Consider the following 26,178-nt stretch of genomic DNA (forward strand, 5'->3'; position numbering starts at 1 on the left):
CCAATAAAGAGTTCGCGCTTTCCTGTTTCGAGCAGTTCGCTGACAGTTTCCTTAAGGGTTTCTGGGTCTTCTCCGTCGTTGTCTCGAAGAACTGCAACTGGTCGATCGATGGCAGTACACAGTTCAAGGCAGCGCCTCAACGTCAGCCCGTGCATGCTCATCACATCAATCCCCAGCTCCATCGGGTGCTTACCGTAGAGGTCTTTGAAGAATCGCTCGAACAGAATCTCGTCCGAAGGGCCCTCCACTAGGACGAGCTTGTGAGCCAGCACCATCCGCAACGTGTCGAAGCCTGGGAGCTTTTGGAAATAGCCGACCGTGTCCGGATCAAGCGTCTCGATGTGAGATGCCTTGCCGCGATGCAGGAGGAGCAAGGAGCTCAGGCCGAGGCGATTCAGCACATAGGCACTGTGGGTCGAGATGAACAGTTGACGCTCACCTGCAGCCTCCTCGATGCGCGACAGCAGCGTGGTCAAGCTGGTATGTGACAGGTGATTCTCTGGCTCTTCAATCATCACGATGCTGGTGTGCTCGGACAGGCGCTGCATGGCCAGCGAAATCTTGATCGAAGCCTGCTGCCCTTGGCCTGCCAAGGCGAACGGCACATGATCTACGTGTGGTGTGACCGACCCCTCCCAGGAGGATTGAGCGCTTTGATCCATGGCTAAGGCCATCACCTGGTTATCCAGTGGCGCTCGAATATCCTTGAGGCGATCATTCACTCCTCCCAGGGAGTTAGAGGTCATGGACTCTTTGATCTCGCGGTAATGCTGGGAGATCTTGGCTTTCTCGCTCGGCTCCAAATGGTCACTGAGGATCTGGCGTAGGTGATAGTCGACGCCTGAGGTTGAGCGGACGGTACGGGAATCGATAGTCGCAACGGCGAGCTGCCGGGGGCGCCGAGTCAGTACCTCATCCCCAAAGGTACGCCATTCAATCTTGTAGTACTCAACGGGTATCAGCGCGCTGGGGTTGATACGCCACTGGGCAAGTTCCTCGTCATACTCGGGGTTAGGAATGACCTTGAACGAGATACCAGGGCAGGCATTCGTCTTCCTATCGCTGTTGATCGCCCCGCAGAGAAACTGCAACTCTGGCCGATTTTCTAGAAATAGCTCAATCAGGATCTCTGGTAGCGCCGATTTTTCATCCCAGGCGCAGTCTTCCAGAAATTGATTAACCAGGTCTTTGTTGAACCAGTACGGGTTCAGCTCCTCCTGAGCGGAGCGACCACCGGTACGCCCGTTGAGCGCGAGACCAATTGCCTCCATCAGGGTCGACTTCCCCGCGTCATTACCGCCCACAAGGATATTGAGATCCCTGTTGGGCAGCAGCGTGAAGTCGCCGTAGATCCGATAGCCCTGGATTTTGATCTTCGTGATCATCTGCTGTCCTTACATGGAAGGGATGTCCGATTAGTCGGTGCATTACTCATAGTGGAGCTCACCAAATAGTCCGATCATGAGGTCGCCGTCCAGGATCTCAAAAGGTAGGGTGACGTACTGATCTCGATGGCGAGGTAGCGCCTTTCCATCGTGCGGTGCGTTCTTCGTGTGCCCTTGAACCTTTTCCCCGTTCTCCTTGATATAGGGAAGCACGACGATCCGGCCATGGTTCTTGGATAAGATCGTTCCCTCGTACCACAAGGTGTTTCCTTCATCGCTGCTGGACTCGCCACCCGTGTTTTTCAGCACCCACCGTGGCACCCCGTCGTCCTCATACCAGAACACGAAGCCACCGCAGACCACTACTCTCTGGCCGCGCATCCTCGCCTCGGCAAGCATCTGCTTGACGCTCGCTAACTGCAGCAGCTGATTGGCTCTGGGAAGAAGCAGTGCCCGAATCTGTGCTTTCGTTCTCCCCCAGTGATCTGCTCCCGAAAGACCGAATCCTTTGGCTGTCACCTCTCGCAGGCAAATCTGCGAGCGTTTGGGAGACAAGGCTCCGATCTGTTCCCACGTCTGGTCTTCGGTACGACGAAGGCACATGTTGAATCTCGGGATGGCAACTATCTCCAGGTAAGGAGCGCGCTCAAGCTCCTGGTAGAGGGGTTGTCGCAAGCTTTCCATCGTATTGTGCAGTTCCAGCTCCTGCATGTTGGGACGGGGCAAATGGGCGTTTCGCTTGATTGCTTCGCGCTCCATGAGCTCTTCTTCTCCCCGGATACGGCGCGCCGCCGTCAGTGCTTTCTCGACCTTCAGGGCGGTCGAGTTCTGAAGCACAGGATCCGGCACCGCCTGAGCTACCAGTTCACTGGTTCGGCTGTTGAATTCGTCCGCAGCTCCTATGGCCTCCTCGTAGGAGGTGAAAACAGCCGCCCTCGCATGGCCACTGCCGTTATCGTAGAAGTAACGCTTCCAGGACAATTGGGAGTCGGGGAAGAGCTTGAGTGCCCGCAACTGCCATGTCCATCCGATGCTGAATTGCCGGAACGGAAGGACGGCCAGGGTGGGCATTGAGTTGTATGGCATCTGATCTAGGCGCATCGATTCTCCCTGCTTTTTGCGTTCTAACGCCCGTGGAGCGCTGGAGCTAATCCTAGGGGAGATAGATTCCCCCGATCTCATGGATAGCATATTGCCAGGATGAATCAATACTAGACCGCTGGTGAGGCGTTATGAGGTTGTGAGAGCCGCCTCCTGGTATTGGTATTGCTACGGATCTGGCGCTTTAGGTCAAGCAGGAGGCCGCTGAGCGGCTTATTGGCAGATCGCTTCATCTGCCTCAGCCTTATCACTTTTTCAGCGACGTAATGCGCTTCTCTGCGATCTCAGCGTCTTGCTTGTACAGTTCCTTAAGCTCCTGCCTTAGTCGGAGGTATTCGGCTACCGGTAAACCTTCTTCCAACTGCTGCTCAAGGTCTTTTGAGAGTGTGAAGTACTTGTCCATAGCCAGTGTAAGGTGCGTTGAGCTAAGGGTCTCGGTGTAGCCCGACAGATCCCTGAAAGCGAGATGGATGTAGTTCTCCACCGAGTCTGGGTCGAGGTGACCAGTCCATTCGGCGACCTCGGCTTTGAAGGTTTCGGTGTCCAAAAGCGCACGCCGAAAATCATCCGCGTTGTTCAGCTGATGCCGTGCGATGAACTGGGTGAAGAGGCGAGTGATCATGGCATGCCGGAACATGTGCGGGCAGATCTGAGACTCGATACCTGCGAGCTTTCGAAGCTTTAGGATTTCGTTAGAAAAATTTTTGTCGCTGAGGGGCTTTCCGGTTCTGGAGCATACAAACAGGTAGCCGTGATCCTTGCTTCCTTTGTAAAAATTGCGCATGAGCTTGCGCCGAGGGCCATCGATGAACCGGTCTAACATTCGCAGCGTTGGCATCAGAATCGGTACATACCGCTTAGCATCTTCCTCACGCTTCAGGGTGTCCAAGCGCAATACCGGAGAGTCGAGGCCAAGAGCAATCGCATCGCGCACATCCTGCACCTTCAGGTTTGCCAGCTCGCCACGCCGAGGGCCGAGGTCATTGAACAATTCGATCATTATGAGGCGCCGCATTTTCACGAAGTCGGTGGCCTTGTCCTTTCGATTGGCAGCCCTAAGCATCTGTACTTGCTCGCTGGTAACAGGGTCACGACGCCGTACTCGGTGAGGCTTGCCGAATGAGTGGTGCCAAAGATGGGACTTTAGAACTTTTCTGCCTCCCCGGACTTTGATGTAGTAGGTCTCCTCGCGCGCACGGATGGTTCCGTTCTCTGAAACGAAATTCGGGTGACGATAGAAGGTGCCCACAAAAACCAAAAAATCGAGCCACACCTTGCCCGTGGCAATCACACTATTTTCTGTCTTCTTGGGCTGAGCTGGATTGTACTTAGCGGGCTCCAGTCGGATTTCGACAATGTAAGCCGTGAAGGTTTGATCCGTGAGGTTGATCGGATCGATACCATCCCGATAGCACCGCTTCAGCAACTGTCCCACCATCCCTGCATGGCCTGCCATCGAGCCCCCCTTCGTCCCCCTCCGGGAAAGGCCATTGCGTGTGCGACCTCGGTTGTTGAGCAAAGTCTGAAGATACAAGTTGCCGATGAGGCAGGGCGAACCGTTCGGCCAACACAAGAAGGACATGTTCGTCGCCTCTTTGGTGCTGAATCGATCGACAGAGTAATGGCTGAAAAATGTAAACTCACCGAGTAGAGAATGAAGCTTTTTCTTGGTCACGGCTTGCATGACTACCCCTTCCTGTAATCGGCAATGTTGGACACGTCGGCGGAGGGTGCCGGCGCTTCGACAGTGTGCAGGGTATTGAAGGGTGGCATCGCCATGCTGAGGATCGCTCTTAGGTTCTCAGTTGCATCCTGCGCCGCCTTTTCCCGCAGCAAGTGGGAGGAGGCGTTGTGGATGTTGAAAAACCAATCGTGGGACTCTGCCAGCGCTTTAAGCAGGAGCATGTTGGTCTGGCGATGCAGCAGAAGCTCATGCTCCAGTTCAGCAACCTTCAGCGTGAGGCCAGAGCGGCTGCGCTTGTTGGCTCGCTCTCCACGATTCTCCGCAATCTTAAGGGCTTCTAGCGCTTTGAGCCTTAGGTCATTGAGGGCCTTGAACCCGCCAGGTAAGTGACCTTCGGCGTAGGTTTTCAGAGAGTTCAGGCTCATGGCCATGATCTGTAGGGATTCGCCACGATCGCTGGTTACCATGCGTTCTAGAGCCGCAATACCACCTTGGCTCTTCAGCGCTTTAAGAAGCTCCTGGTCGGCATAGTACTGCTTAGGCCGTTTGATAGCTTCAACCAGTAATGCGTGCAGCCCACGCACCGACGGCACGGCCTGTGCGGCCAGTGAAACACCCTTGCCCTTGCTCATGCTGCCTCCGGAGCACGCTTAAGGCGCGCCACAATCTTGAATTTTTTGCCTTCGTGATCGCTGAAAAACTCGGGCTCGATCTCGACCCAGCCCTCCTGCATCAACTCCACAATTTGATCTTCCAGGTCGTGGGTGCTGATCAACGTGAATTTTTCAGTACCGTAGCGTTCCTTCAGCAGATGCGTGAGCTCCATGAAGTTCTCATAGTTGCCTTGGTGCAGTTGCTCGGCCACGGCCTGCGCTTTCGCGCTGGCCAGCACTGCACCATCAGTCGACTCCGTGATGTAGCGGTATACGTGCTTCGGATCAGTGTGCCCGAGCATCCATTGCAGCGTATCGAGCTTGGCGAAGCTGCCGCAGTAGAAGAACAGCATCGCGAAGAACCGGCGCATCTGATGCTGGCGGAAGTAGTGTCGTTCCCCCTTAGCCGTCAGCGGGGTCTCAAAATAGTCGCAGTAGAGATCCAGGTTGCGGTTGTAGACGTAGGCACTGGACTCTGTCAGTTTCGCTGCACCCTTGAAGTTCGGAACAGAAAGGAGCTTCTGAAGCTTCGGGATGTAGCCGATACGACGAAGCACCTTCTGCATTCGAATGAGTGTCTTGATCATATCTGCCGCGATCGGCTCGATCGGCCTGGCTTCTCGGCGGCGCATGCCAAACAAGTGCCGAGTGCTTTTTGCGTTCCGGAACAGCAGCCAACCCTCGGTCTCATCTAGGCAGTCTTTGGCGTTCAAGTCGTACAGCTCGCTGACCCTGCGTGCCATCAGGATTCCCACAGTCAGCTGTACGCAGCCTATGTAGACGCCCAGAAGCTCATAGAGGCCATGATTGGCACGCAGGCTCTCAAAATAGGATTCTTTGGTGCCCTTGATATTGCTGTGGTATGCCCCGTTGTTCGCTGAGTTCATAGCCAAGCAAAGCTTGCTTACACCAAACGCTGCCAGCTTGGGCCCTACCAGTTGTTGAACCTCTGATGCGGTCAGGGCGCTCGGGGAAACGCTGCGTTTACGACACTCTAGTGCGATACGGCAAAACGCCCTGCTAAGCTCCTGGCCATGGTCGAGGTGAAACTCGATTGCCTGGCGCAGACCCGTGAAGACGATTTCGGACGGAAGGGTGCGGAAGCGCCCGATGGTCGACAGATCAGGCTGGAATTTTTCCGCCTTTATGAGGGCTTCTTCCCTTGGGGCTGGCAACTTCAACTCATGGAGAACGCCTAGCTGATACACTGCGCGCCGGTAAGTAACGTATGTAGAATCACGCATTTTTTCTCGGGCGCCGCTTGTTACAGGCGCACCTGGGAACTCACGATCGAACTGTGAGGAGTCATCATTATAAATGAGGATGTCATACATCACTTTGGGTTGGTTTTTCCCCCAAAGGGTCTCTAGATAGATCTCCTGCGATAGCTGAGTGGTGTTTGGTCTGTTACCACCCACCTGCTTGTGGTAGAAACCTTTAAGATAGAGCGCGGCGCGAACTTTAGGAATTAGCTCGCAAGCAATGCCGAGGTTGTTATCGACACGCTGCTCATCGGAAACTTCGGCAATTTGGGGCATGGCTTGAATGAGTTCGGCCAAGGCGATGGAACTGGTTGCTTCGACAAGCTTTAAGCAGTAATTTCTCAGCCGTTCACGCCAGTTGTACACCGACTCTGCAATGAGTGGAGTGTCAGCAAGCGTTTCGAGAATCTCTGTCAAGTTACCGGCAGTAAGACCTTCCAGGCCATACTTCGCCAATCGGTAGCGTTTGCCATTAATTAACAAGAAATCCAAGATGTGGCATGCATGACAGAAGCGCTGAAGCTGCTGGCCCTGGACTTCATTGGTCTCCTGAATATAGCCCGAATCGTCACGAGTGCAGGACGTTAGGTAGTACTTGAAGCCCAACAGAAGATTTTGGTTTTTGGCATCCGTCAGCAGGCTTCCATCATCCAGCTGCACCCTCCAATCCAGGTTTTTGGGCTTTTTGTAGTCAAAGCTGTATTCCCAGATATCAGCGTCGAAGTCATTCAGCAGCCAAGACGCGTATCGATACGCCTCTGAGGGCTCAACCAAGAAAGGGGCAAGGAAATCGAGCTCAGGAGGCAGTTGCATAGATCAGGTCTTCCATGTGAGAGGCATTGACGTGGTGTTGAGCAGCTTCGAGGTGATCAATCAAGTCACTGTCCAGGCCTTCCTCAATATCTTTGACCACCAGATCCGTGAAGCGCGCCCAGTAGATGGCCTTCGAGCAGAGCTGCCTGCCTGTTGGGTTTGTCTTGGTTGCTTCGACAACGGCGGCTTTTAGCGACAGCAGGGCCGTGAGCACGCCGGTATCGATCGAAACGATCACCTGGCCAGGCTTGTCAGCATCAGAATCGTTGGCTGCGGCTGCGGCTGCGGGCGTCTTGAGATAGTCAGGGTTCTGCAAGTGCTCCGGGATTTCCCGCAATGCGTGGTTTTCCAGGAATTTATGGAGCTCCTCCATGCTTGCGAAGTGGGCGACTTCTAGCAGGCGCGGGCTGTCTTTCATAGCGCGGCAGATAATCCCGCGCTGAAACAGACGGATCCAGCGTGTCTGGAAGAAGGCCAGGATGGGCTCTGGCAAGTAGCTGCTAAGCAGTGTGGAGGTGTATCCCTTGTGGCCCAACGCCCTGGCCATCTCCTCAACGTCGTGATCACGCAGGAAGATCTCGACGGCTGCGGAAGCGCGAAATGCTGTGACTGACAGCCTAGAAATGAAGCGCACGGTCGCGAATTCGCTACGATTTCCAAGAACCATGAACTCTTCAACCATTTCGCGTCTGAACTTAATGGTTTTATCATTCAGCTTAATGGACTCTGGCTTAGACGGTGTAGCAAATCGTCCTGCGGTGTGAAGAAACATATATCGCCACTCGTCGTTACCTGCTGCTCGAAGCTCGTCTCGCAATACTTGGTTCATGGAAAGCGTAAGCTGTACCCACTCGGTCTCTTCATCCGATAGCAGGATCTTTCTCTCACTATTATGGCCGCCAGCCCTGTCTTTATATCCGGTCAATTGATAGGCGCCCGACTCTGTTTTTGTGAGCGCTGTTAGGTCGCCTCGCTTATCATAAAGTTCTAGGCCCAAGAAAAACGCGTCGGTGACATCTGGATGTCCGTGGATCAATAGCATCTGTAGAGCGAAGACGGTCTCTACGCTGGGAATGCCAAGAAGCTTATAGGCTTCGCCTTTGGGAGCTTTGCCCAGGATGCTCTTTAAGTTGTTCTTGAAATATGTGATCCCTTTTTTTAGGAAGGTCGCACATATATTTTCTGCGCCAATTTCGTCGATAGTTTTTGCGTTGCTGTTACCACCGGTGATAACAGTTCCTCGTTGCCCACGCTCTACGCAGGCCTCGTATGCTTCTTTGGCTTTTTGCAGTCGATGTCTCGCCCATTTCAAAACGAGCGCGTTGTCTTCATGGATGTTTTTGAACAGAATTTCGATAGCTTCGCTATCGGTAAGGTGGATAGGAACTTCTGTAATCAATTTGTCCTTTACAACTGTTCCGTCAGCTTTCTGTTTGGTATTTGTCTTTGTACCTGACGTCGACTTTGAAATTGGCCTGGGTAGAGCGCCCGAGAATGGCTTAGCCCAAATTCCGGATTGCAGAAAAACCTCATCCATTGAGAATACAAATTTTGAGTAGGAACGGCTTCGGTTATCTAAGTCTGTACCGTTTTCTAATGCCTGTGTGAAGCTGTGGAACATGAAGTCAACGAATAGTCGCCTGATTTCCACTGGATTTTGGAATGTCGAGATTGGCCAGCGTTCTTCGTTGTTCGCGAGATAATAGACAAATGTATTGAAGTCAGAATGGGATGGGCTCAACTTTTTCGACATGTTGTTGCTGTAGTGTTCGTACACACTTTCAGCGAACTCATGGCCATGAGAGTTCCACAAATAAGCAATGGGCACGTACCCGTTTTTTCCATTACGGCCTTGAACCGTCCAGCCATTCCAGTACCGCACAGCAATAGGATCCAGGTGATGTTGCATCTCCTGCCACACGTGCTGGTAGAGCTTAGGTTGCCAGTCTGCGGTGGTGAGTTCCGGCAGCATCGGAATCTCTTCGCGCATCTTGATCATTAGCTTGACGAAGCTCCGCTGGTACTCCCTCCTGGCTTGATATCCCACGGGAACTAGCGAGTCGCCATCGAGGGCCCCCAAAAAGCCTTGGATGACTTTTTCGAATCCCGCGTTCGAAAGTGACAGGTAGGTGATGGGCGTAGCGGTCACATGACAGTAGGCATCGAAAACGGGAATGAGGTTGCCAGCCTTTGTATTGGAACGTGTGGCTAAAGCATCGAAAGAACGCTGCATGAGCTCCAGGACATCACGAGGGATCGCTGTGATCGGATAGAAAGGCAAACACTGCATTTCCTTGATGATTGTCAAAGTGTTTTCCATTCACATAAATCCATTCAAGCCACTGTATTAACTACATTTTTGACAGCTTTGATAAGATAGTGCAAGTGGCAATCTCGTCGAGCGCAGCCTCGATGCCGACCTGGCGCTGGCCCTGAGCCTTAACGGTCGCGAGTTGTTCCGCGACGAGCAGCCGCTGAAGATCCTGCTGATGTCCGCCACCCTTGAGGGCGAGCGCTTGGCGGGCTTGCTGGATGACGCGCCGATCCTGCGCAGTGAGGGGCGCATGTTCCCGGTGCACATGCGCTGGGGCCGGCCGTACCAGGCCGGGGAGTTTATCGAGCCGCGCGTGGTGCAAACCATCCTCGAAGCCCTGCATGACGAGACCGGCAGCGTGCTCGTATTTTTGCCGGGACAGGCGGAGATTCGCCGGGTCAACCAGCAATTGGCCGACGCCCTGGGAGATAGTCCTGATGTGCTGTTGTGCCCCCTGCATGGCGAGCTGGACCTCAACGCCCAGCGCGCCGCCATCGACCCGGCGCCGGCCGGCAAGCGCAAAGTGGTGCTGGCCACCAACATCGCCGAGACCAGCCTGACCATCAACGGCGTGCGCGTGGTGATCGACGCCGGGCTGGCGCGGGTGCCGCGTTTCGACCCCGGCAGCGGCATGACCCGTCTCGACACCCAGCGCATCTCCCGCGCCAGCGCCACCCAGCGCGCCGGTCGGGCAGGGCGGTTGGAGCCAGGCGTGTGTTATCGGTTGTGGTCCGAAGACCAGCATGACGGTTTGGCCGCTTATGGCAGTGCGGAAATTCTCGCCGCCGACCTGGCGGGGCTGGCCTTGCAACTGACCCGTTGGGGTGTGACGCCCAGCCAGTTGGTGTGGCTGGATGCGCCACCCACGGCCGGGTATGCCCAGGCCCAGGATCTGTTGCAACGCCTCGGTGCATTGAACGACGAAACCCTCACCACCCATGGTCAGAAAATGGCCGAGTTGCCAGCCCACCCGCGTATCGCCCACCTTTTATTGCGTGGCCAAGACCTGGGGTTGGCCGCCACCGCCTGTGACGTGGCAGCCCTGTTGGGCGAGCGCGATATCCTGCGCGGCGGCGGTGCCGATTTGCACAGCCGCCTGGCGTTGATGTCCGGCGAGGAGCGTGCGCGCGGTACCCAGGGGGGCGTGCAGCGCGCCAAGCAACTGGCCCGGCAATACCGTGGCTACCTGCGCGGAAAGGCGACCCAGCCGGTGGACAACCCCGACCATCCGCGCTGGCTCGGCGCCTTGCTGGCGCTGGCCTACCCGGACCGCGTCGCCCAGCAACGCCGCGCCGGTGGCGCTGAATATCGCCTGGCCAATGGCCGAGCAGCGCTATTTGCCGAAGCCGACAGCCTGATGAAACAACCCTGGCTGGTGATCGCTGACCTGGGCAGCCGCCAGGGCCAACGCGAAGAGCGCATCTACCTGGCGGCGGATTTTGATCCGGCGTTGTTCGACACGGTGCTCGCCGAGCAAGTGCGCAACGTCGACCAACTCGACTGGGACGAGCGTGAAGGCGTCTTGCGCGCCGAGCGCCAACGCAAAGTCGGCGAGCTGGTACTCAGCCGTGAACCCTTGACCGGCCTCGACGAATCCGCCCGCAGCCAGGCGCTGGTCAACCTGGTGCGCCGCAAAGGCCTGGAACTGCTGCCCTGGACCCCGGAACTGCGCCAATGGCAGGCCCGTGTGATGCTGCTGCGCCAACTCGACGCCGGCAAAACCAGCGAATGGCCCGATATCAGCGACAAGGCCCTGCTCGCCAGCCTGGAACACTGGCTGATGCCTTACCTGGGCAAGGTCTCGCGCCTCAGCCATTTTGCCAACCTGGATATTTCCAGCTACTTGCACAACCTGCTGCCCTGGCCCTTGCCCCAACGCCTGGAAGAGCTGGCGCCGCAGCATGTGAAAGTGCCGTCGGGGTCATCGGTACGCCTGGACTACAGCGAACAGCCGCCGATCCTCGCGGTGCGCTTGCAGGAATTGTTCGGGCTGGCAGACACCCCGCGTATCGCCGGCGGGCGCCTGGCCGTGAAGCTGCACCTGTTGTCCCCGGCACGGCGGCCGGTGCAGGTCACGCAGGATCTGGCGAACTTCTGGCGCAGTACTTACGCCGAGGTGAAGAAGGATTTGAAAGGGCGCTACCCCAAGCATTACTGGCCGGATGACCCGTTGGTGGCCGAAGCGACGGCCCGGATCAAACCTCGCAAACCCTGACGACAAAGATCCAATATGTGGGAGCGGGCTTGCTCGCGAAGGCGGTGTGTCAGCCAGCGCATGTATTAGCTGACCCGACGCCTTAGCGAGCAAGCCCGCTCCCACAGGGGGGGCGTGTCAACGCTCATTGCGCGGCAGGCAGCAGGAAGCGGGCGATAACCGGTAGATGGTTGGAAATGCGCAACGTGTCCTCCTGCCTCACCTTCGCCTCCACCCGCTTGATGCGCGGGCTGTAGAACAGGTAATCCAAGGTGCGATCCGGCCCGTCCAGGCTCGGGTCATTGGGGAAGTGCGTCAGCCATTTTTCTCGATCAATCCCGCTGGACTCGCTGTTACGCGGGATCATCGGGTACTTGTCCCACAGCAGATGCAACTCGCTGTCCGGCGCATACTGCCCACGCTTAGCCGCGTCCAGACGCAGGTATTGGCCCAGTGGCAGCAGGTTGAAATCCCCGCCGATCAACCAGGGCGTGCCCCGGCCTTCGAACTTGTCCAGCAGCTTGGCCGTGGCTTGCACTTGTTGTTGCGCTGCCGAACGGCCAGGTGCGCCGCCGTCCAGGCGTGTATTGAGCACCGCCAGTTGGCCGCCATCGCTCAAGGGCAGGTAAGTCAGTAGCAACGCAGGTTTAGGTTGGAACTGCCGGCTGATAAAGTTGGTTTCGGCGGCCGGCAGTTGCAGGCGTTCGGCGTGTTCGATCTGGTAGCGGCTCAGTGTCGCCAGCTTGCGACCGACGCTGCCGAAAATGTGCAGGTTGGGTACAAAGTCGGCTTTCCAGTCGAACGCCTGGGCGCTGCAGGGGTAGAGGTCGACCAGGCGCTCCTGCAACAGCGCCAGCTGGTCCTGGTAGTGAGAGGGTTTGGCGCCCTCGTCAATCTCTTGCAGCAACAGGATATCGGGCTGTTCGTCGCGGATCACCCGTGCCACTTCGTCGAGGCTGAATGCCATGTCTTCAATGGTGGGGCGTTCATCCGGGCCGCTGCCGTCCGGGGTGTCGTACCAGAACACGTAGTTCTTGCCGGCCAGGTATTGCACATTCCAGGTCATGACCTTGAGCGCCTGCCCCGGCAACAGCGTCGGGGCGCGGGGTGCCACGCAGTTGACGGGCAGGGTTTCTTTGTCGGCAGGGCGCCAGGTCAGGCTGTAGATCAGCGCGGCCAGCAGGCCGGCGATGATCAACAGGCTCAACAGGGTGATGCGCAATAAACGGGTCATCGGCTCGGCTTATATGCGTGTCAGAAGAGCCACGGAGCATATCACCGCACGTCGGCGTCGCCACCGATCAGCATGAATAAACGGAACAGCACCACGCTGGTGAACAGTTGCAGGAAGCTGTGGGCGCTGTCCATCAGCAGCCCCAGCAACGGCGCCGGCTCAGGGTACGCCGCCACGCTGGCGCCCTTGAGCAGCCACAGCGGCGTCATTACGCACAGCAGGCACACCAGGATGCGCCAGAAATGCCCGCGGGTCAGGCGAAAGCTTTCCTTCATCGCCGCCAACGCCGGCATACCGCGCAGCACCAGCAGGTATTCGGCAAACGCCAGCACCACCATGAGCCATAAGCCCGGCAGGAAATACAGCGACAGCCCCAGCAGAATCAGCAAGGTACTCATGGCCGTCAGCAGGGCGAAACGCGGCCACAGGCTCAAGGCCATGGCCCATACGTCCTTGGTGCGCGGCGACTCGCCTCGGGTGCGGGCGTCGAGAAACAGGATCAGGGCGCCGGTGTACAGCGGGTACACCAACAAACCCACGACCACGCTGTAGCCGGGAAACGCATCCGGGCCCAGCGTGTGGTCCAGCACCTGTTGCAGCAAGGCTTCGAGGATCACCAATGGCAGGCACAGCTGGACGATGGCACCCAGGTTGCGCTGGGTAAAGCGGAGGGAGTCGCGCAAAACGTCTAACGGATTCATCAGGGTCATCACAGGCCTGGGAGCAGAGGGCGACACTTTAACCGATCAGGCTCAAAGGGGCGCAAACGTAAACCTTGAGTAAAGACCATTGAAACAACTCGTAACATCCCCATAACTGGAAGGCACCCGGCCTGATCACAGGCGGGACCGGAATTTTTTATCGGCAATCTAACGAGGTCGCCATGAACAGCGAAGAGCAAACCCTGATCGATGGACTGTTTTCACGGTTGCAACAAGCCGAAACGGACTCAGCCCCCCGCGACGCCCAGGCCGAAGCGCGGATCAAGGAGCACATGACTCGCCAACCCGCCGCCGGGTACTACATGACCCAGTCATTGCTGGTGCAGGAACATGCGCTCCAGGCTCTGGATGCGCAGAACAAGCAACAGGCGCAACAGATCCAGCAATTGCAGGACGAACTGCAGCGGGCCAAGTCTGCGCAACCGGCGCCGGCCAGTGGTGGTGGGTTCCTGTCGAGCATCTTTGGCGGCGGCCCCCGTGATCCACAGCCTGCGCCGAGCAATTCGGGTGGCGGCTGGCGTGAACCGGCGCGGCCGGCTTTTGGCCAGCCAGCGCCGCAGCAGAACTACCAACAGCCGCAGGCACCGGTCGCCGCGCCAGCCGGCAGCGGCTTTCTCGGTGGCGCCATGAAGACCGCCGCCGGTGTGGCCGGTGGTGTGTTGCTGGCTGAAGGGATCAGCAGCCTGTTCCATCACAATGCGCAGCCGCAGGTGGTGGAGGAGATCATCGAACAACCGGCACCGACCAGTGAGCAAGGCAACTGGGGCAGCGATGACCAGCAGTTCGCCGGTAATGACAGCTGGAACGGCAACAATGCCGACAGCGATTTTTCGGACGATTCCTCATCCTTTGGCGACGACGATTCTTTCGTCTGACCCACGCAGACCGGAACGCCACGGCGCTCCGGTCTGATTTTTTCCCGGAAACGCTCCCTTGGCTGGCATACTGGCGCCCTTTCCGGGCGCTGGCGCCTGGCTGTCCATGAGGAAGTGCGGTGAAAAAAATTGCAGTGTTCGCCGATGTGCAAAACCTCTACTACACCGTGCGCCAGGCCTATGGCTGCCACTTCAACTACGCCGCCCTGTGGGCTGACATCAGCGCGCGCGGGCAGATTGTCGAGGCGTACGCCTATGCCATCGACCGCGGCGACAGCAAGCAGCAGCAGTTCCAGCAGATCCTGCGCAACCTGGGGTTCACGGTAAAACTCAAGCCGTATATCCAGCGCAGCGATGGCTCGGCCAAGGGCGACTGGGACGTGGGCATCACCCTCGACATCATGGACGCCGCCGACCATGTCGACGAAATCGTACTTGCTTCCGGTGACGGCGACTTCGACATGCTGCTCGAACGCATCATCCACAAGCATGGCGTGCGGGCCGTGGCCTACGGCGTGCCGGGGCTGACGGCCAACTCATTGATACGCGCCGCCAGCCATTACGTGCCGATCGAAGGCGCGTTGTTGCTCAAATAGATCGTAGAACGGAGTTGGAACAGGTTTGGAACGTATAGCGGTCATCGACTTTGAAACCACCGGCATCACCCCCAGTAGCCACTGCCGGGCCACGGAGATTGGCGTGGTCATCCTTGAGCGCGGGCAAATCGTGGACCGCTACCAGAGCCTGATGAACGCCGGCGTGCGTGTACCGGCGTTTATCGAACAACTCACCGGCATCAGCAACGCCATGCTGCGCAGCGCGCCACCGGCTGAACGGGTGATGAACGAAGTCAATGAGTTCGTCGGCACCACGCCCTTGATGGCGCACAACGCCGCGTTCGACCAGAAGTTCTGGGATTTCGAACTGGGCCTGATCCGCCGCACCCGCCTGCAGAAATTCGCCTGCTCCCTGCTGCTGGCCCGCCGCCTGATGCCGGCTGCGCCCAACCACAAGCTCGGCACCCTCAACACCTACGCCAAACTGCCCCACACCGGCCAGGCTCACCGGGCGCTGGCGGATGCGGAAATGGCCGCCAACCTCACGGCGCACCTGGCCCAGCAACTGCGCCAGACCCACGGCCTGCGCGAACTGTCCCATGACCTGTTGTGCACCTTGCAGAAAGTGCCTGCCGCGAAGATCAATGAGCACCTGAAAAAGCATCGCGGGTTTTAAGGCCAGGCGCTGATCGTCCCCACGCTCTGCGTGGGCATGCATCTGGTGACGCTCCGCGTCACGACTTTAAGAGCGGACGCAGAGCGTCCAGGGCGGCATTCCCACGCAGAGCGTGGGAACGATCAGCAAACAGCGCGGGTTCTGATCCGGCTACTACCTCAAGAACACTGGAGTTCCAATGTGGGAGCTGGCTTGCCTGCGATAGCGGTGTATCAGCCAGCCATTTATTGCCTGGCCCTCCGCTATCGCGGGCAAGCCCGGCTCCCACAGGGGTTATGCGTCGCCTATCGATGACTTCGACATCATTGATGACGACCTGACCTGCTTTGTCATGCAGATCAAGCCCTTTGTAGGAGCGAGCTTGCTCGCGAAGAACGTCAACGGTGACGCTGGCGTCCTGAATGCACGCGGCGCCCTCAGGTCCTTCGCGAGCAAGCTCGCTCCTACAGGGGGCGGCGGGTAACCGGTGAGGCCACTGACGCCATCGCAGGCAAGCCAGCTCCCACAGTTGACCGCGTTGCTTGGGCAGTACGCGATCTCTGTGGGAGCGATCGCTCAGCCAGCATTTTTCCCGTTGGCATCCAACTGCCCCAACGGCACCCGCCGCTCTATGGCGCTGGACAAAATAATCGAAGTCTTGCTGAAGCCAAACTTCGCTACCCGATTAATCAGGTTCTCCAACTCGGGCATCGAGCCCACCGCCGCTTGCATGATCACGCAGGGGTCGCCCGTGACCCGGTGGCATTCGGTCAGTTCGGGTATTTCCGCCAGGGCGTCGTACACCTTTTGGCTGCCATGATTGGTCAGCCGCAACTCGATCACGCATTGAATCGGCAAGCCCACTTTGGATAAATCCACCTTGGCCTGGTAGCCGGTGATCACGCCGCTGGCCTCAAGCTTGGCCACGCGTTCGGCTACGGCGGGGGCGGAGAGGTTCACGGTGCGTGCCAGCTGCGCGTAGGAAGCACGGCCATCTTCAAGCAGGGCGCTGAGGAGCATGCGGTCGTATTTGTCCATGATAAGGCTCCGGTTACGCGTGGCTTTCGAAAGCACGGTTTATAGCCTTGATAACCATGGTTTGAGAAGTGTATTGGCGTTTTAAACAGGTTTTGTAACTTAAGTTTATCCACCTTCGTTTCTAGAATAAGTCTCCCATTTCCTGCCATAGAGCCGCCCAATGCCTGGCCCACGTCGCTTTCCCTTACCGTTGATCGCCGCCTTTTTTGCGTTGTATGTGATCTGGGGTTCCACCTACCTGGTGATCCGTATCGGCGTGGAGTACTGGCCGCCGCTGTTGCTGGCGGGGATTCGGTTTTGCACGGCGGGCGCGTTGATGTACGGCTTCCTCAGGTGGCGCGGGGTGCCTGCGCCGACCTGGCCGCAGTGGAAGGCAGCCGGGATGATCGGCATTTTGTTGCTCACGGTAGGCAATGGTGGCGTGAGTGTGGCCGAACACATGGGGGTGTCGTCCGGCGTGGCCGCGTTGGCGGTGGCGACGGTGCCGTTGTTCACTTTGCTGTGTGGGTTTTTCTGGGGCGCGCGTAATACGCGGCTGGAATGGGCCGGGGTGCTGCTGGGGATCATCGGCATCGCCATGCTCAACATGGGCAGTACCTTGCAGTCGAGCCCACTGGGCGCGGTGTTGCTGTTGATGGCGGCGGCGTCCTGGGCCTTCGGCTCGGTGTGGAGCCGGCATTTGCCGCTGCCCCAAGGCGCCATGGCCAGCGCCGCGGAAATGCTCGTGGCCGGCGTGGCGCTGCTGATCGTCAGCGCGTTGTCTGGCGAGCGCCTGCAGGCCATGCCTCCGCTGGAAGGCTGGCTGGCCCTGGCGTACCTCACGGTGTTCGGCTCGATCATCGCCTTCAACGCTTATATGTACCTGCTCAAACACGTACGCCCGGCGGCGGCGACCAGCTACGCCTATGTGAACCCGGCCGTCGCCGTGTTGCTGGGGATTGTATTCGTAGGTGAGACCATCGGCCTGGAAGAAGCCCTGGCAATGCTGGTGATCATCAGCGCGGTGTTGCTGATCAGCCTGCCCCAATGGCGCAAGCCCAAACCCGAAATAAGGTAAACTGCCGCGCATTACGCCCTTGCGCTGAATTTTTCCTACGGTAACTACATGACTTTCGCCACCCTTGGCCTGATCGAACCCTTGCTGCGCGCCCTTGAGACGCTTGGCTACCAGACCCCGACGCCGGTGCAGGCGCAAGCCATTCCGGCAGTGCTGGCCGGTCGCGACCTGATGGCCGCGGCCCAGACCGGCACCGGCAAGACCGCAGGTTTCGCTTTGCCGCTGCTGCAACTGCTGACCCTGGAAGGGCCGAAAGTCGCTGCCAACTCGGCGCGTGCGCTGATCCTGTGCCCGACTCGCGAATTGGCCGAGCAGGTTCACGCCAGCGTTGCCGAGTACGCCCAACACCTGCCGCTGACCACTTACGCGGTGTACGGCGGCGTGAGCATCAACCCGCAGATGATGAAGCTGCGCAAAGGCGTCGACATTCTGGTCGCCACCCCTGGCCGCCTGATCGACCTGTTTCGCCAGAACGCGCTGAAGCTCAACCAGCTGCAAACCCTGGTGCTGGATGAAGCCGACCGCATGCTCGACCTGGGCTTCTCCGAAGAGCTTGCCAACATTTATCGCATGCTGCCGAAAAAGCGCCAGACCCTGCTGTTCTCCGCGACCTTCTCCGATGACATCCGCCTGCTGGCCGGGCAGATGCTCAACGACCCGCTGAGCATCGAAGTCAGCCCGCGCAACGTCGCTGCCAACACCGTCAAGCAGTGGGTGGTGCCGGTGGACAAGAAGCGCAAACCGGAGCTGTTTGTGCACCTGATGCGCAAGGGCCGTTGGAAGCAGGTACTGGTATTTGCCAAGACCCGCAACGGCGTAGACGCCTTGGTGGACAAGTTGCAGGGCCTGGGGATCAACGCCGATGGCATCCATGGCGACAAACCCCAAGCCACCCGCCAACGCGCACTGGACCGCTTCAAGACCAGCGACGTGCAGATCCTGGTGGCCACCGACGTAGCGGCCCGAGGCCTGGATATCGAAGACCTGCCGCTGGTGGTCAACTTTGACCTGCCAATCGTGGCGGAAGACTACATCCACCGCATCGGCCGTACCGGGCGTGCGGGCAATACTGGTGAGGCGATTTCCCTGGTGTGTGCCGATGAGGTGAACATGCTCTCGGCCATCGAGATGCTGACCCGCCAGACCCTCACCCGCAAAATGGAAGCGGATTTTGAGCCGGAGCACCGCGTGCCGGACACCGATGCCAGCGGGCAGGTGGTGAAGAAGCCGAAAAAGCCGAAGAAGCCTAAGGCGTCCGGCGGTGGCGGCAAGCGCAATCTGGGCAAGTGGGTGGACAGTGGGGAAGTGGCCCCGGCTGAGCCTTCGATCAAGCCGGTGCGCAAGGTGCCGGTTTTTAACACTGGGCCGCGTAAGAAGAAATGATTTTGCGCTGTGGCTGATGGCCTCATCGCAGGCAAGCCAGCTCCCACCTTTGAAGTGTGAATACAGTCAAAGGTGGAGCTGGCTTGCCTGCGATGGCGGCCTTGAATCCACCGCAGCTCTCAGCGGTTAAGCCACTCCAACATCCCCAGCCCAGCCGCCCGGCCACTGGCAAAACACCCGGTCAGCAAATACCCACCGGTCGGCGCTTCCCAATCGAGCATTTCCCCCGCACAAAACACCCCAGGCAACGGCTTGAGCATCAAGCGCTCATCCAGCGCTTCAAATGGCACACCACCGGCCGTGCTGATCGCCTCATCCATCGGCCGCGTCCTCACCAATGTCAGCGGCAACGCTTTGATATCCACCGCCAACTGCGCGGGATCGGTGAAGTGTTCAGCGGGCGCCAGCTCGCGCAGCAGGGCCGCTTTCACGCCATCCAACCCCAACTGACTGTGCAAATGCTTGCTCATCGACCGCGAGCCACGGGGCTTGGCCAATGCGGCCTGCACCTTGTCCAACGGCTTGCTCGGCAGCAAATCGATATGCACTGTGGCCGCACCGTCCCGGTTGATCGCTTCACGAATCGGCGCCGACAGGGCGTAAATCAAACTGCCTTCAATGCCGGTGGCGGTGATCACGCCTTCACCCAACCGAGGCTTGTCATCCCCAAGGCCAATGGCGACGTTTTTCAACGGTGCGCCAGCGAATTTGCTGACCATCAACTCGCTCCAAGCCGACACTTCAAACCCGCAGTTGCTCGGTTGCAGCCGCACATAGGGCAGGCCTTTGCCTTCAAACAGGTTAAGCCACGCACCGTCGGAGCCCAGGCGCGACCAACTGCCGCCGCCCAACGCCAGCAGCACAGCATCGCTGTGGACAACTTTATCGCCGTCCGGGCTGTGGATAAGTAAATCGCCTTCGGCATTCCAGCCGGTCCAACGATGCCGGGTGTGGATAACCACACCTTGCTCCCGCAGGCGCTTGAGCCAGGCGCGCAAAAGGGGTGCAGCTTTCATATCGGTAGGAAATACGCGGCCGGAGGTGCCGACAAAGGTTTGAATACCCAGGCCATGGATCCATTCGCACAACGCCTCGGCACCAAAGCTGCGCAGCAACGGCGCCATGTGCGGGGCGCGTTCGGCGTAGCGCGACAGGAACGCCGCATACGCCTCGGAGTGGGTGATGTTCATGCCGCCCACGCCGGCTAGCAGGAACTTGCGCCCCACCGACGGCATGCCGTCGTACAGGTCCACCTGCACGCCCGCCTGGCTCAAGACTTCGGCGGCCATCAGCCCGGCGGGGCCGCCGCCGATAATGGAGACGTGGTGGGCAGAAGTCTGAGGCATGGGCAGGGCTACGGTGGTTTGAATAGGCCGAGCATTCTACCCGACCACGACGCCGCTGCCTGATCAAAAAACGTACACTTTCCTACAGGCCATGCGGTCAAACGCTTGTAGCCGCTTACGCTCAAGTTATCCACAGGCCGTTCCACAGGCATTGTGGGTAACGCTCACAGTTCAATGACAGCCTGATGACGTCCATACCCGCTGCGCGCTGTGGTGCAGGATGCCGTGGCGGCGGGCGAGGGCGGGGCGGTCTTTGCTATAGCCGCCACCGATTACGCCCATCATCGGAATGTCGCGGCCCAGGCAGTGGCGCATCACGCTTTCATCACGGGCGGCGACGCCTGTGTCTGTCAGCTTGAGGTAACCAAGGGCGTCGTCCTTGTGCACATCCACGCCGGCGTCGTACAGCACCAGGTCCGGCTGGTAGAGCGGCAGCAGGTAGTTGAGCGCGTCATCCACCACCTTGAGGTAGTCGGCATCGCCCATGCCCATGGGCAGCGGGATGTCCCAGTCGCTCTGGGCCTTGCGTGCCGGGAAGTTCTTTTCGCAGTGCAGCGACACGGTGATGGCATCCGGTGTGTCGTGCAGGATGCGTGCGGTGCCGTCGCCTTGGTGCACGTCGCAATCGAAGATCAGCACGCGATTGACACGGCCGCTGGCCAACAGGTAATGGCTGATTACCGCCAGGTCATTAAAAATGCAGAAACCCGCCGGATAATCGTAATGGGCATGGTGGGTGCCGCCCGCCAAATGGCAGGCCAGGCCATGTGCCAGGGCCTGTTCGGCGGCCAGGATCGAGCCGCCCACCGCACGCACCGTGCGCCGGGCCAGGGCTTCGCTCCAGGGCAGGCCAAGGCGGCGTTGGTCTTCGCGGGACAGTTCGCCGCTCATGTAGCGTTCGATATACCCAGGTTCATGGGCCAGGGCCAGGATCTCTGCCGGGCACAGCGGCGGGCGCAGCAATTGGCTGTCTTCGGTCAGGCCGCTGTCCACCAGGTGGTCACGCAACAGGCGAAACTTGTCCATGGGGAACCGGTGGTCCGCCGGGAACTCAGGGCTGTAGTCTTCGTGGTAGATCAATGGCAAGGGCATGGGATTTTCTGACGGGAACCTGCGACGGATCTTAACAGCGCTGTACACTCACGCACATGGCAAGGCAGGGGGGACCCATGGAGCCGATACTGGAACTGGAAAGTGCACGCTTGGTGCTGCGCCAATGGCGCGACAGCGACCTGCCGGACTTTGCGCGCATGTGCGCCGACCCGCAGGTGATGCGTTACTTCCCGGCTCAATTGAGCCACTTGGAAAGCGCCGCGCTGATCGGCCGGATTCGCGGGCATTTTGCTGAATATGGCTTTGGTTTTTGGGCCTTGCAGCGCAAGGACACGGGCGAATTTATCGGCCTGACCGGGCTTGCGAATGTCAGCTTTGAAGCCGGCTTTACCCCGGCGGTGGAAATCGGCTGGCGCCTGGCCCGCGAACATTGGGGCCTGGGTTATGCCAGTGAGGCCGCCTGGACAGCGTTGCGCTGTGGTTTTGACCGCTTGCAACTGGACGAAATCCTGGCCTTCACCACCGAGAGCAATCTGCCCTCACAAAAAGTCATGCAGGCCATCGGTATGCATTACGATCCGCAGGCAGATTTTGAACACCCGAAAGTCGCAGCCGGTGACCCGCTGCGCCCTCACGTGTTGTACCGCATCACCCGCGCCCAATGGTTGGACACGCTGCACGGATAAGCAGGCGGTCATGCTCAACAGAACCCTGTAGGAGCGAGCTTGCTCGCGAAGAGCGCAAGAGCGCTGCGGTAAACCAGAAGCGCTACGTAATCGTTAGCGACCTTCGCGAGCAAGCTCGCTCCTACAGGTAGATACCGTTTTGCTTTGAGGAGAGTTTCAATGAGCCAAGTATTGGAAGATCTGGTGGAATTGCTGACCCTGGAGCCGATCGAGGAGAACCTCTTTCGCGGCCGCAGCCAGGACCTGGGCTTTCGCCAACTGTTCGGCGGCCAAGTGCTCGGCCAGTCGCTGTCGGCGGCCAGCCAGACCGTAGAAGAAGCGCGGCATGTGCATTCCCTGCACGGCTATTTCCTGCGCCCTGGCGATGCCGCGTTGCCGGTGGTGTATTCGGTAGACCGCGTGCGCGATGGTGGCAGTTTCAGCACGCGTCGTGTCACCGCGATTCAAAAGGGCAATCCGATCTTTACCTGTACGACCTCGTTCCAGTACGACGAAGAAGGTTTCGAGCACCAGACCACCATGCCGGTGGTGGTGGGCCCGGAAAACCTGCCGTCGGAGCTGGAGCTGACCCAGCAACGTGCGCACCTGATCCCCGAGCACATGCGCGACAAGCTGCTGTGCCCCAAGCCCATCGAAGTGCGCCCGGTCACCGAAAAAGACCCGTTCAACCCCCAGCCATCCGACCCGGTCAAGTACGTGTGGTTTCGTGCCGACGGTGCGCTGGCGGACACGCCGGCGCTGCATAAATACCTGCTGGCCTATGCCTCGGACTTCGGCCTGTTGACCACCTCGCTGCTGCCCCATGGCAAGACCGTGTGGCAGAAAGACATGCAGGTCGCCAGCCTCGATCACGCGCTGTGGTTCCACGCCGACCTGCGTGCCGATGACTGGTTGCTGTACGCCATGGACAGCCCCTGGGCCGGCAACTCCCGGGGTTTCTCCCGGGGCAGTGTGTACAACCGCGCCGGGCAACTGGTGGCGTCGGTGACCCAGGAAGGTTTGATCCGCCATCGCAAGGATTGGGCATGAGCCTCAGCGACGTTAGGCACTGGGTGTTCGACATGGACGGCACCCTCACGGTGGCGGTGCATGATTTTGCCGCTATCCGCGTGGCGCTGGACATTCCACCCGAAGACGACATCCTCACGCACCTGGCGGCCTTGCCGGCACCGGTTGCAGCGGCCAAGCACGCCTGGTTGCTGGAGCACGAGCGTGAGTTGGCCCTGGGTTCGGTGGCGGCACAAGGCGCGGTGGAGCTGGTACGCGAATTGGCCGGGCGCGGTTATCGCTTGGGGATCCTGACCCGCAATGCGCGGGAGCTGGCCCATATCACCCTGGAGGCGATAGGCCTGGCGGACTGCTTTGCCATTGAGGATGTGCTGGGGCGCGATGATGCGCCGCACAAGCCGGATCCGGGCGGGTTGCTGAAACTGGCGGCGGCTTGGGACGTAGCACCCAGCGACATGGTGATGGTGGGGGATTATCGCTTTGACCTGGATTGTGGCCGGGCGGCGGGCAGCAAGACGGTGTTGGTGAACTGGCCGGAGAACCCTTGGCCGGAATTGGCGGATTGGCATGCCGAGGATTGTGCGGCGCTGCGCCGAATGATCTAACCCAGGCGACAGAGATCAAAGGTGGGAGCTGGCTTGCCTGCGATAACGGTGGGTCAGCTGACACTCTGTCAACTGACAGTCCGTCATCGCAGGCAAGCCAGCTCCCACATTTTTATTGGGTTTCGTCAGTGACTACTGCGTGAACAGCACCTTTTCTCCCTCTGGCGAGGTAAACATCTTATCCCCGTCATGCCCCACCCCCGGCACTTCCACCAGCCGGTGACCCAACTGCGGATGCCGCTGCTTGATGTAGTCAAAGTAGTTGTGGCCACGCATCAGCCGATACGCACCCTGGGTTTCGGCTTCGCAACTTTTATCCAATGCTGGGTGGTTGGGGTCGGTGTCCTGCTGGCCCAACAGGTAAGTAATGTCGCGCGAGACGTAGTCTTGTTCCAGTTGCTGGGCACCTCGGTCGCCCACGTAATCCGGCAGGTTTTGCATGCCGTACTTCCAGTCGTTGAAGCCTGGGCAGTTGGCGGCGTCGAACGTCACCGGGCGTTGCGGGCTGAAGTACGCATAGGACGACGGGTTAGCCACCACATACCGCAGGCGGATGCCTTCGGCGTTCAGCAGCGGATGGTCGTGGCCGGTGAGGGCGAAGCGCTGCACCACCTGGCCGCCACCGGAATGCCCGGCGACCACGATTTCTTTCAGTGCCGGGAACAGTTTGCGGTTGCCCAAGTGCTTGATGATCTGGTCCAGAGCGCCATAAGAGCTGATCTGCCCTGGGCCGGTGGACGCTTCGCCGGCCATCCAGTCGTTACCCTTCCAACGCAATACCTCTTTGTCCAGATGGTTACGCTTCACGTCCGCTTGATTAAGGAACTGCGGCGCGATCACCAGCGTACTGCCGCCCACCCCGGCATGCTCGGCGGCGTCGATGCCGCTTTGCAGGTAGGTTTGCGCATTGCGCAGGCGGCCATGCACGATGATCAATGCGCGTGTGACCTTGGGCAGTGGTTGGCGCCAATCCTGGCTCAGGCCCAGGCTGAGGTCGCCGGTCTCCAGGTGAAAGCGATCGGGGCTGACCACCTTGACGCCGTGTTCGGCTGCGAAGGTGCAACAGGACACGAGCACCCCCAGCAGTAACCCCAATCGTTTGATCATTTAGAGACTCTTGGCCGCGAAGGTATCGCATTGAGTGATCTGGCCCTGGGCGAAGCCGGTCTTGAACCAGCGCACGCGCTGGGCCGAGGTGCCGTGGGTGAACGAGTCTGGTACCACGCGCCCCTGGCCTTGTTGCTGCAAGCGGTCATCGCCGATGGCATTGGCTGCGTTCAGGGCCTCTTCGATATCACCGGGTTCCAGCCAGTTCAGGCGTTTTTGCGCATGGTTGGCCCACACGCCGGCAAAGCAATCGGCTTGCAGTTCCTGGCGAACCAGCAGGCCGCCGTCGCCTTCCATCTGCCGACCCTGTTGGCGCGCTGCCTGGATCTTGGACGAGATGCCGAGCAGGGTTTGCACGTGATGCCCGACTTCGTGGGCGATCACGTAGGCCTGGGCGAAATCACCGGCGGCCTGGAAGCGTTGCGACATTTCCCGGAAAAAATCCAGGTCCAGGTACACCTGCTGATCCGCCGGGCAGTAGAACGGGCCGCTGGCTGAGGTGGCGCCACCACAGGCTGAGTTCACCCGGCCACGGAACAGGATCAGTTTCGGGTTCTTATACGCCAGCCCATTTTCCTGGAACACTTGGCCCCAGGTGTCTTCGGTATCGCCCAGCACAGCGCGCACAAAGTCGGCTTGCTCATCGTTGGCTGGCGGCGCTTGACGCGGCTGGGTGCTGACCGACGGCGCCTGTTCCATCTGGCCAGTCAATTGGCCAAGAATCTGCATCGGGTCCTGGCCGGTCAGCCAGCCAATGCCGACGATCAGCACGATGGCCGTGAGGCTCAGGCCCTTGCCGCCGCCGAAGCGCATACCGCCACCGCCGCCACTGTCGTTACGGGCATCCACCACGTTGTCGCTGCGTCGGCCTTTTTTCCATAGCATGGGAGCAATCCTCTGTGTGCTAACCGTGATTGATTATGGTCGGTATTAACGGCAATAGCCTTCGCCAGTGGCAACGATCAGGCAGTCTTTTTTATCTGCCAGCCACTTCAAGCCGGTGGCGGCGCCGTCGCCAGCGCGCAACAGCTGCGGGCCGTCGGGGCGGGTGAAGGCGATGCCGTCTTCGGCGGCCTCACCTTTGAAGGTGCCCGCGTCGTCGGCGTCCAGACCGTATTGCATGGTGAGAAGGTAGTGGCCACGGCCAATGCTGTCGTCCTTGGCGATGGTCAGGTGCAAGCCTTCGACACCGACCCACTTGCCTACCCATTTATCGGTGGGCGGGGTCTCGGGCACCAGGGTCGCTTGCACGGAAGCCGGCGCGGGCTTGGGGGCTTCTTTCGGTGCTTTGTCGCAGGCAGCGAGCAGGGCGAGGGCAGGCAGGGCAAAGAGGATTTTTTTCATAGCAGCAAGGCCTTGGTTAAAAAGTGTGCAACGCCGGGGCGAGCGTGCAGCGTTGGACTAGGATCCATCGATTTAGTGCGCTGTTCGCCCGGTGTTTGGTTA

At 59.1% G+C, this 26,178-nt stretch carries 22 protein-coding genes and 1 pseudogene; 9 read left to right on the forward strand and 14 right to left on the reverse strand.

What is annotated here, in order from left to right; genetic code table 11:
* The 6 genes from ODQ19_RS25290 to ODQ19_RS25315 all read right to left on the reverse strand — a co-directional run.
* The coding region (locus tag ODQ19_RS25290; RefSeq protein WP_330211529.1) for an ATP-dependent nuclease at positions 1-1,385 on the reverse strand (1,385 nt) is incomplete at its 3' end.
* Between the two features lie 42 nt (positions 1,386-1,427).
* On the reverse strand, positions 1,428-2,486 hold the full coding sequence (locus tag ODQ19_RS25295; protein WP_130175025.1) for a hypothetical protein: 1,059 nt from the start codon (positions 2,484-2,486) through the stop codon (positions 1,428-1,430).
* A gap of 247 nt (positions 2,487-2,733) precedes the next feature.
* On the reverse strand, positions 2,734-4,170 hold the full coding sequence (locus ODQ19_RS25300; RefSeq protein WP_130175024.1) for a tyrosine-type recombinase/integrase: 1,437 nt from the start codon (positions 4,168-4,170) through the stop codon (positions 2,734-2,736).
* A gap of 2 nt (positions 4,171-4,172) precedes the next feature.
* A complete protein-coding gene (locus ODQ19_RS25305; RefSeq protein WP_130175023.1) occupies positions 4,173-4,802 on the reverse strand; it encodes a hypothetical protein in 630 nt (209 codons plus the stop codon).
* Positions 4,799-6,898 carry a site-specific integrase gene (locus ODQ19_RS25310; protein WP_130175022.1) on the reverse strand — a complete coding sequence of 700 codons (2,100 nt, stop codon included), beginning with the start codon at positions 6,896-6,898 and terminating at the stop codon, positions 4,799-4,801. The genes ODQ19_RS25305 and ODQ19_RS25310 overlap by 4 nt, the downstream gene beginning before the upstream one ends.
* Positions 6,882-9,218, reverse strand: coding sequence for a hypothetical protein (locus tag ODQ19_RS25315; RefSeq protein ID WP_130175021.1), 2,337 nt, complete (start codon positions 9,216-9,218; stop codon positions 6,882-6,884). Before ODQ19_RS25315 ends, ODQ19_RS25310 begins: the two co-directional genes overlap by 17 nt.
* Positions 9,219-9,297: 79 nt before the next feature.
* Here ODQ19_RS25315 and hrpB point away from each other — a divergent pair.
* Positions 9,298-11,427 (forward strand): annotated as a pseudogene (gene hrpB, locus ODQ19_RS25320) (ATP-dependent helicase HrpB); the annotation flags it as partial.
* A gap of 124 nt (positions 11,428-11,551) precedes the next feature.
* On the opposite strand, the gene ODQ19_RS25325 reads toward hrpB, so the two are convergent.
* Together ODQ19_RS25325 and ODQ19_RS25330 are read right to left on the reverse strand one after the other, a co-directional pair.
* The gene (locus ODQ19_RS25325) at positions 11,552-12,640 is read right to left on the reverse strand and encodes an endonuclease/exonuclease/phosphatase family protein (protein WP_330211530.1); all 1,089 of its coding nucleotides are present in this window, start codon (positions 12,638-12,640) and stop codon (positions 11,552-11,554) included.
* Between the two features lie 41 nt (positions 12,641-12,681).
* Positions 12,682-13,341 (reverse strand): YciC family protein, encoded by a 660-nt coding sequence (locus ODQ19_RS25330; RefSeq protein WP_116665159.1) that lies wholly within the window; start codon positions 13,339-13,341, stop codon positions 12,682-12,684.
* A gap of 182 nt (positions 13,342-13,523) precedes the next feature.
* On the opposite strand from ODQ19_RS25330, the gene ODQ19_RS25335 reads away from it, so the two are divergent.
* The 3 genes from ODQ19_RS25335 (at position 13,524) to ODQ19_RS25345 (ending at position 15,470) form a co-directional block, all read left to right on the forward strand.
* A complete protein-coding gene (locus tag ODQ19_RS25335; RefSeq protein ID WP_330211531.1) occupies positions 13,524-14,237 on the forward strand; it encodes a DUF2076 domain-containing protein in 714 nt (237 codons plus the stop codon).
* A 119-nt stretch (positions 14,238-14,356) separates the two neighbouring features.
* Positions 14,357-14,833 carry a LabA-like NYN domain-containing protein gene (locus ODQ19_RS25340; protein ID WP_330211532.1) on the forward strand — a complete coding sequence of 159 codons (477 nt, stop codon included), beginning with the start codon at positions 14,357-14,359 and terminating at the stop codon, positions 14,831-14,833.
* 25 nt (positions 14,834-14,858) lie between these two features.
* A complete protein-coding gene (locus ODQ19_RS25345) occupies positions 14,859-15,470 on the forward strand; it encodes a 3'-5' exonuclease (RefSeq protein ID WP_124401988.1) in 612 nt (203 codons plus the stop codon).
* 555 nt (positions 15,471-16,025) lie between these two features.
* Here the strand turns inward: ODQ19_RS25345 and ODQ19_RS25350 are convergent.
* A complete protein-coding gene (locus ODQ19_RS25350) occupies positions 16,026-16,487 on the reverse strand; it encodes an Lrp/AsnC family transcriptional regulator (RefSeq protein ID WP_116664981.1) in 462 nt (153 codons plus the stop codon).
* A 160-nt stretch (positions 16,488-16,647) separates the two neighbouring features.
* On the opposite strand from ODQ19_RS25350, the gene yedA reads away from it, so the two are divergent.
* Entirely contained in the window at positions 16,648-17,544 is an 897-nt protein-coding gene (yedA, locus tag ODQ19_RS25355; RefSeq protein WP_330211533.1) for a drug/metabolite exporter YedA, read from the forward strand.
* A 48-nt stretch (positions 17,545-17,592) separates the two neighbouring features.
* On the forward strand, positions 17,593-18,927 hold the full coding sequence (locus tag ODQ19_RS25360) for a DEAD/DEAH box helicase (RefSeq protein ID WP_116664979.1): 1,335 nt from the start codon (positions 17,593-17,595) through the stop codon (positions 18,925-18,927).
* Positions 18,928-19,046: 119 nt separating this feature from the next.
* Here the strand turns inward: ODQ19_RS25360 and ODQ19_RS25365 are convergent, their stop codons facing one another.
* Positions 19,047-20,273, reverse strand: a complete 1,227-nt coding sequence (locus tag ODQ19_RS25365; protein ID WP_330211534.1) for a TIGR03862 family flavoprotein — start codon at positions 20,271-20,273, stop codon at positions 19,047-19,049.
* Positions 20,274-20,444: 171 nt separating this feature from the next.
* Positions 20,445-21,365 carry a histone deacetylase family protein gene (locus ODQ19_RS25370; protein ID WP_330211535.1) on the reverse strand — a complete coding sequence of 307 codons (921 nt, stop codon included), beginning with the start codon at positions 21,363-21,365 and terminating at the stop codon, positions 20,445-20,447.
* Positions 21,366-21,442: 77 nt separating this feature from the next.
* On the opposite strand from ODQ19_RS25370, the gene ODQ19_RS25375 reads away from it, so the two are divergent.
* From ODQ19_RS25375 to ODQ19_RS25385, 3 genes are all read left to right on the forward strand, one after another.
* A complete protein-coding gene (locus tag ODQ19_RS25375) occupies positions 21,443-22,012 on the forward strand; it encodes a GNAT family N-acetyltransferase (protein ID WP_014720044.1) in 570 nt (189 codons plus the stop codon).
* Between the two features lie 159 nt (positions 22,013-22,171).
* Positions 22,172-23,041 carry an acyl-CoA thioesterase II gene (tesB, locus tag ODQ19_RS25380; RefSeq protein ID WP_330211536.1) on the forward strand — a complete coding sequence of 290 codons (870 nt, stop codon included), beginning with the start codon at positions 22,172-22,174 and terminating at the stop codon, positions 23,039-23,041.
* Complete coding sequence (locus tag ODQ19_RS25385; protein WP_330211537.1) at positions 23,038-23,625, forward strand: HAD family hydrolase; 588 nt, start codon at positions 23,038-23,040, stop codon at positions 23,623-23,625. The genes tesB and ODQ19_RS25385 overlap by 4 nt, the downstream gene beginning before the upstream one ends.
* Before the next feature lie 132 nt (positions 23,626-23,757).
* Here ODQ19_RS25385 and ODQ19_RS25390 read toward each other — a convergent pair whose 3' ends face one another.
* Genes ODQ19_RS25390 through ODQ19_RS25400 form a run of 3 tightly spaced genes read right to left on the reverse strand, consistent with a single transcriptional unit; the run spans position 23,758 to position 26,076 of the window.
* A complete protein-coding gene (locus ODQ19_RS25390; RefSeq protein WP_330211538.1) occupies positions 23,758-24,732 on the reverse strand; it encodes an alpha/beta hydrolase in 975 nt (324 codons plus the stop codon).
* Entirely contained in the window at positions 24,733-25,617 is an 885-nt protein-coding gene (ypfJ, locus tag ODQ19_RS25395; protein WP_330211539.1) for a KPN_02809 family neutral zinc metallopeptidase, read from the reverse strand.
* A 45-nt stretch (positions 25,618-25,662) separates the two neighbouring features.
* Entirely contained in the window at positions 25,663-26,076 is a 414-nt protein-coding gene (locus tag ODQ19_RS25400) for a hypothetical protein (RefSeq protein WP_330211540.1), read from the reverse strand.
* Between the last annotated feature and the right edge of the window lie 102 nt (positions 26,077-26,178).

The sequence above is a fragment of the Pseudomonas sp. AM4(2022) genome, assembly GCF_036346515.1.
Lineage (GTDB): Bacteria > Pseudomonadota > Gammaproteobacteria > Pseudomonadales > Pseudomonadaceae > Aquipseudomonas > Aquipseudomonas paracarnis.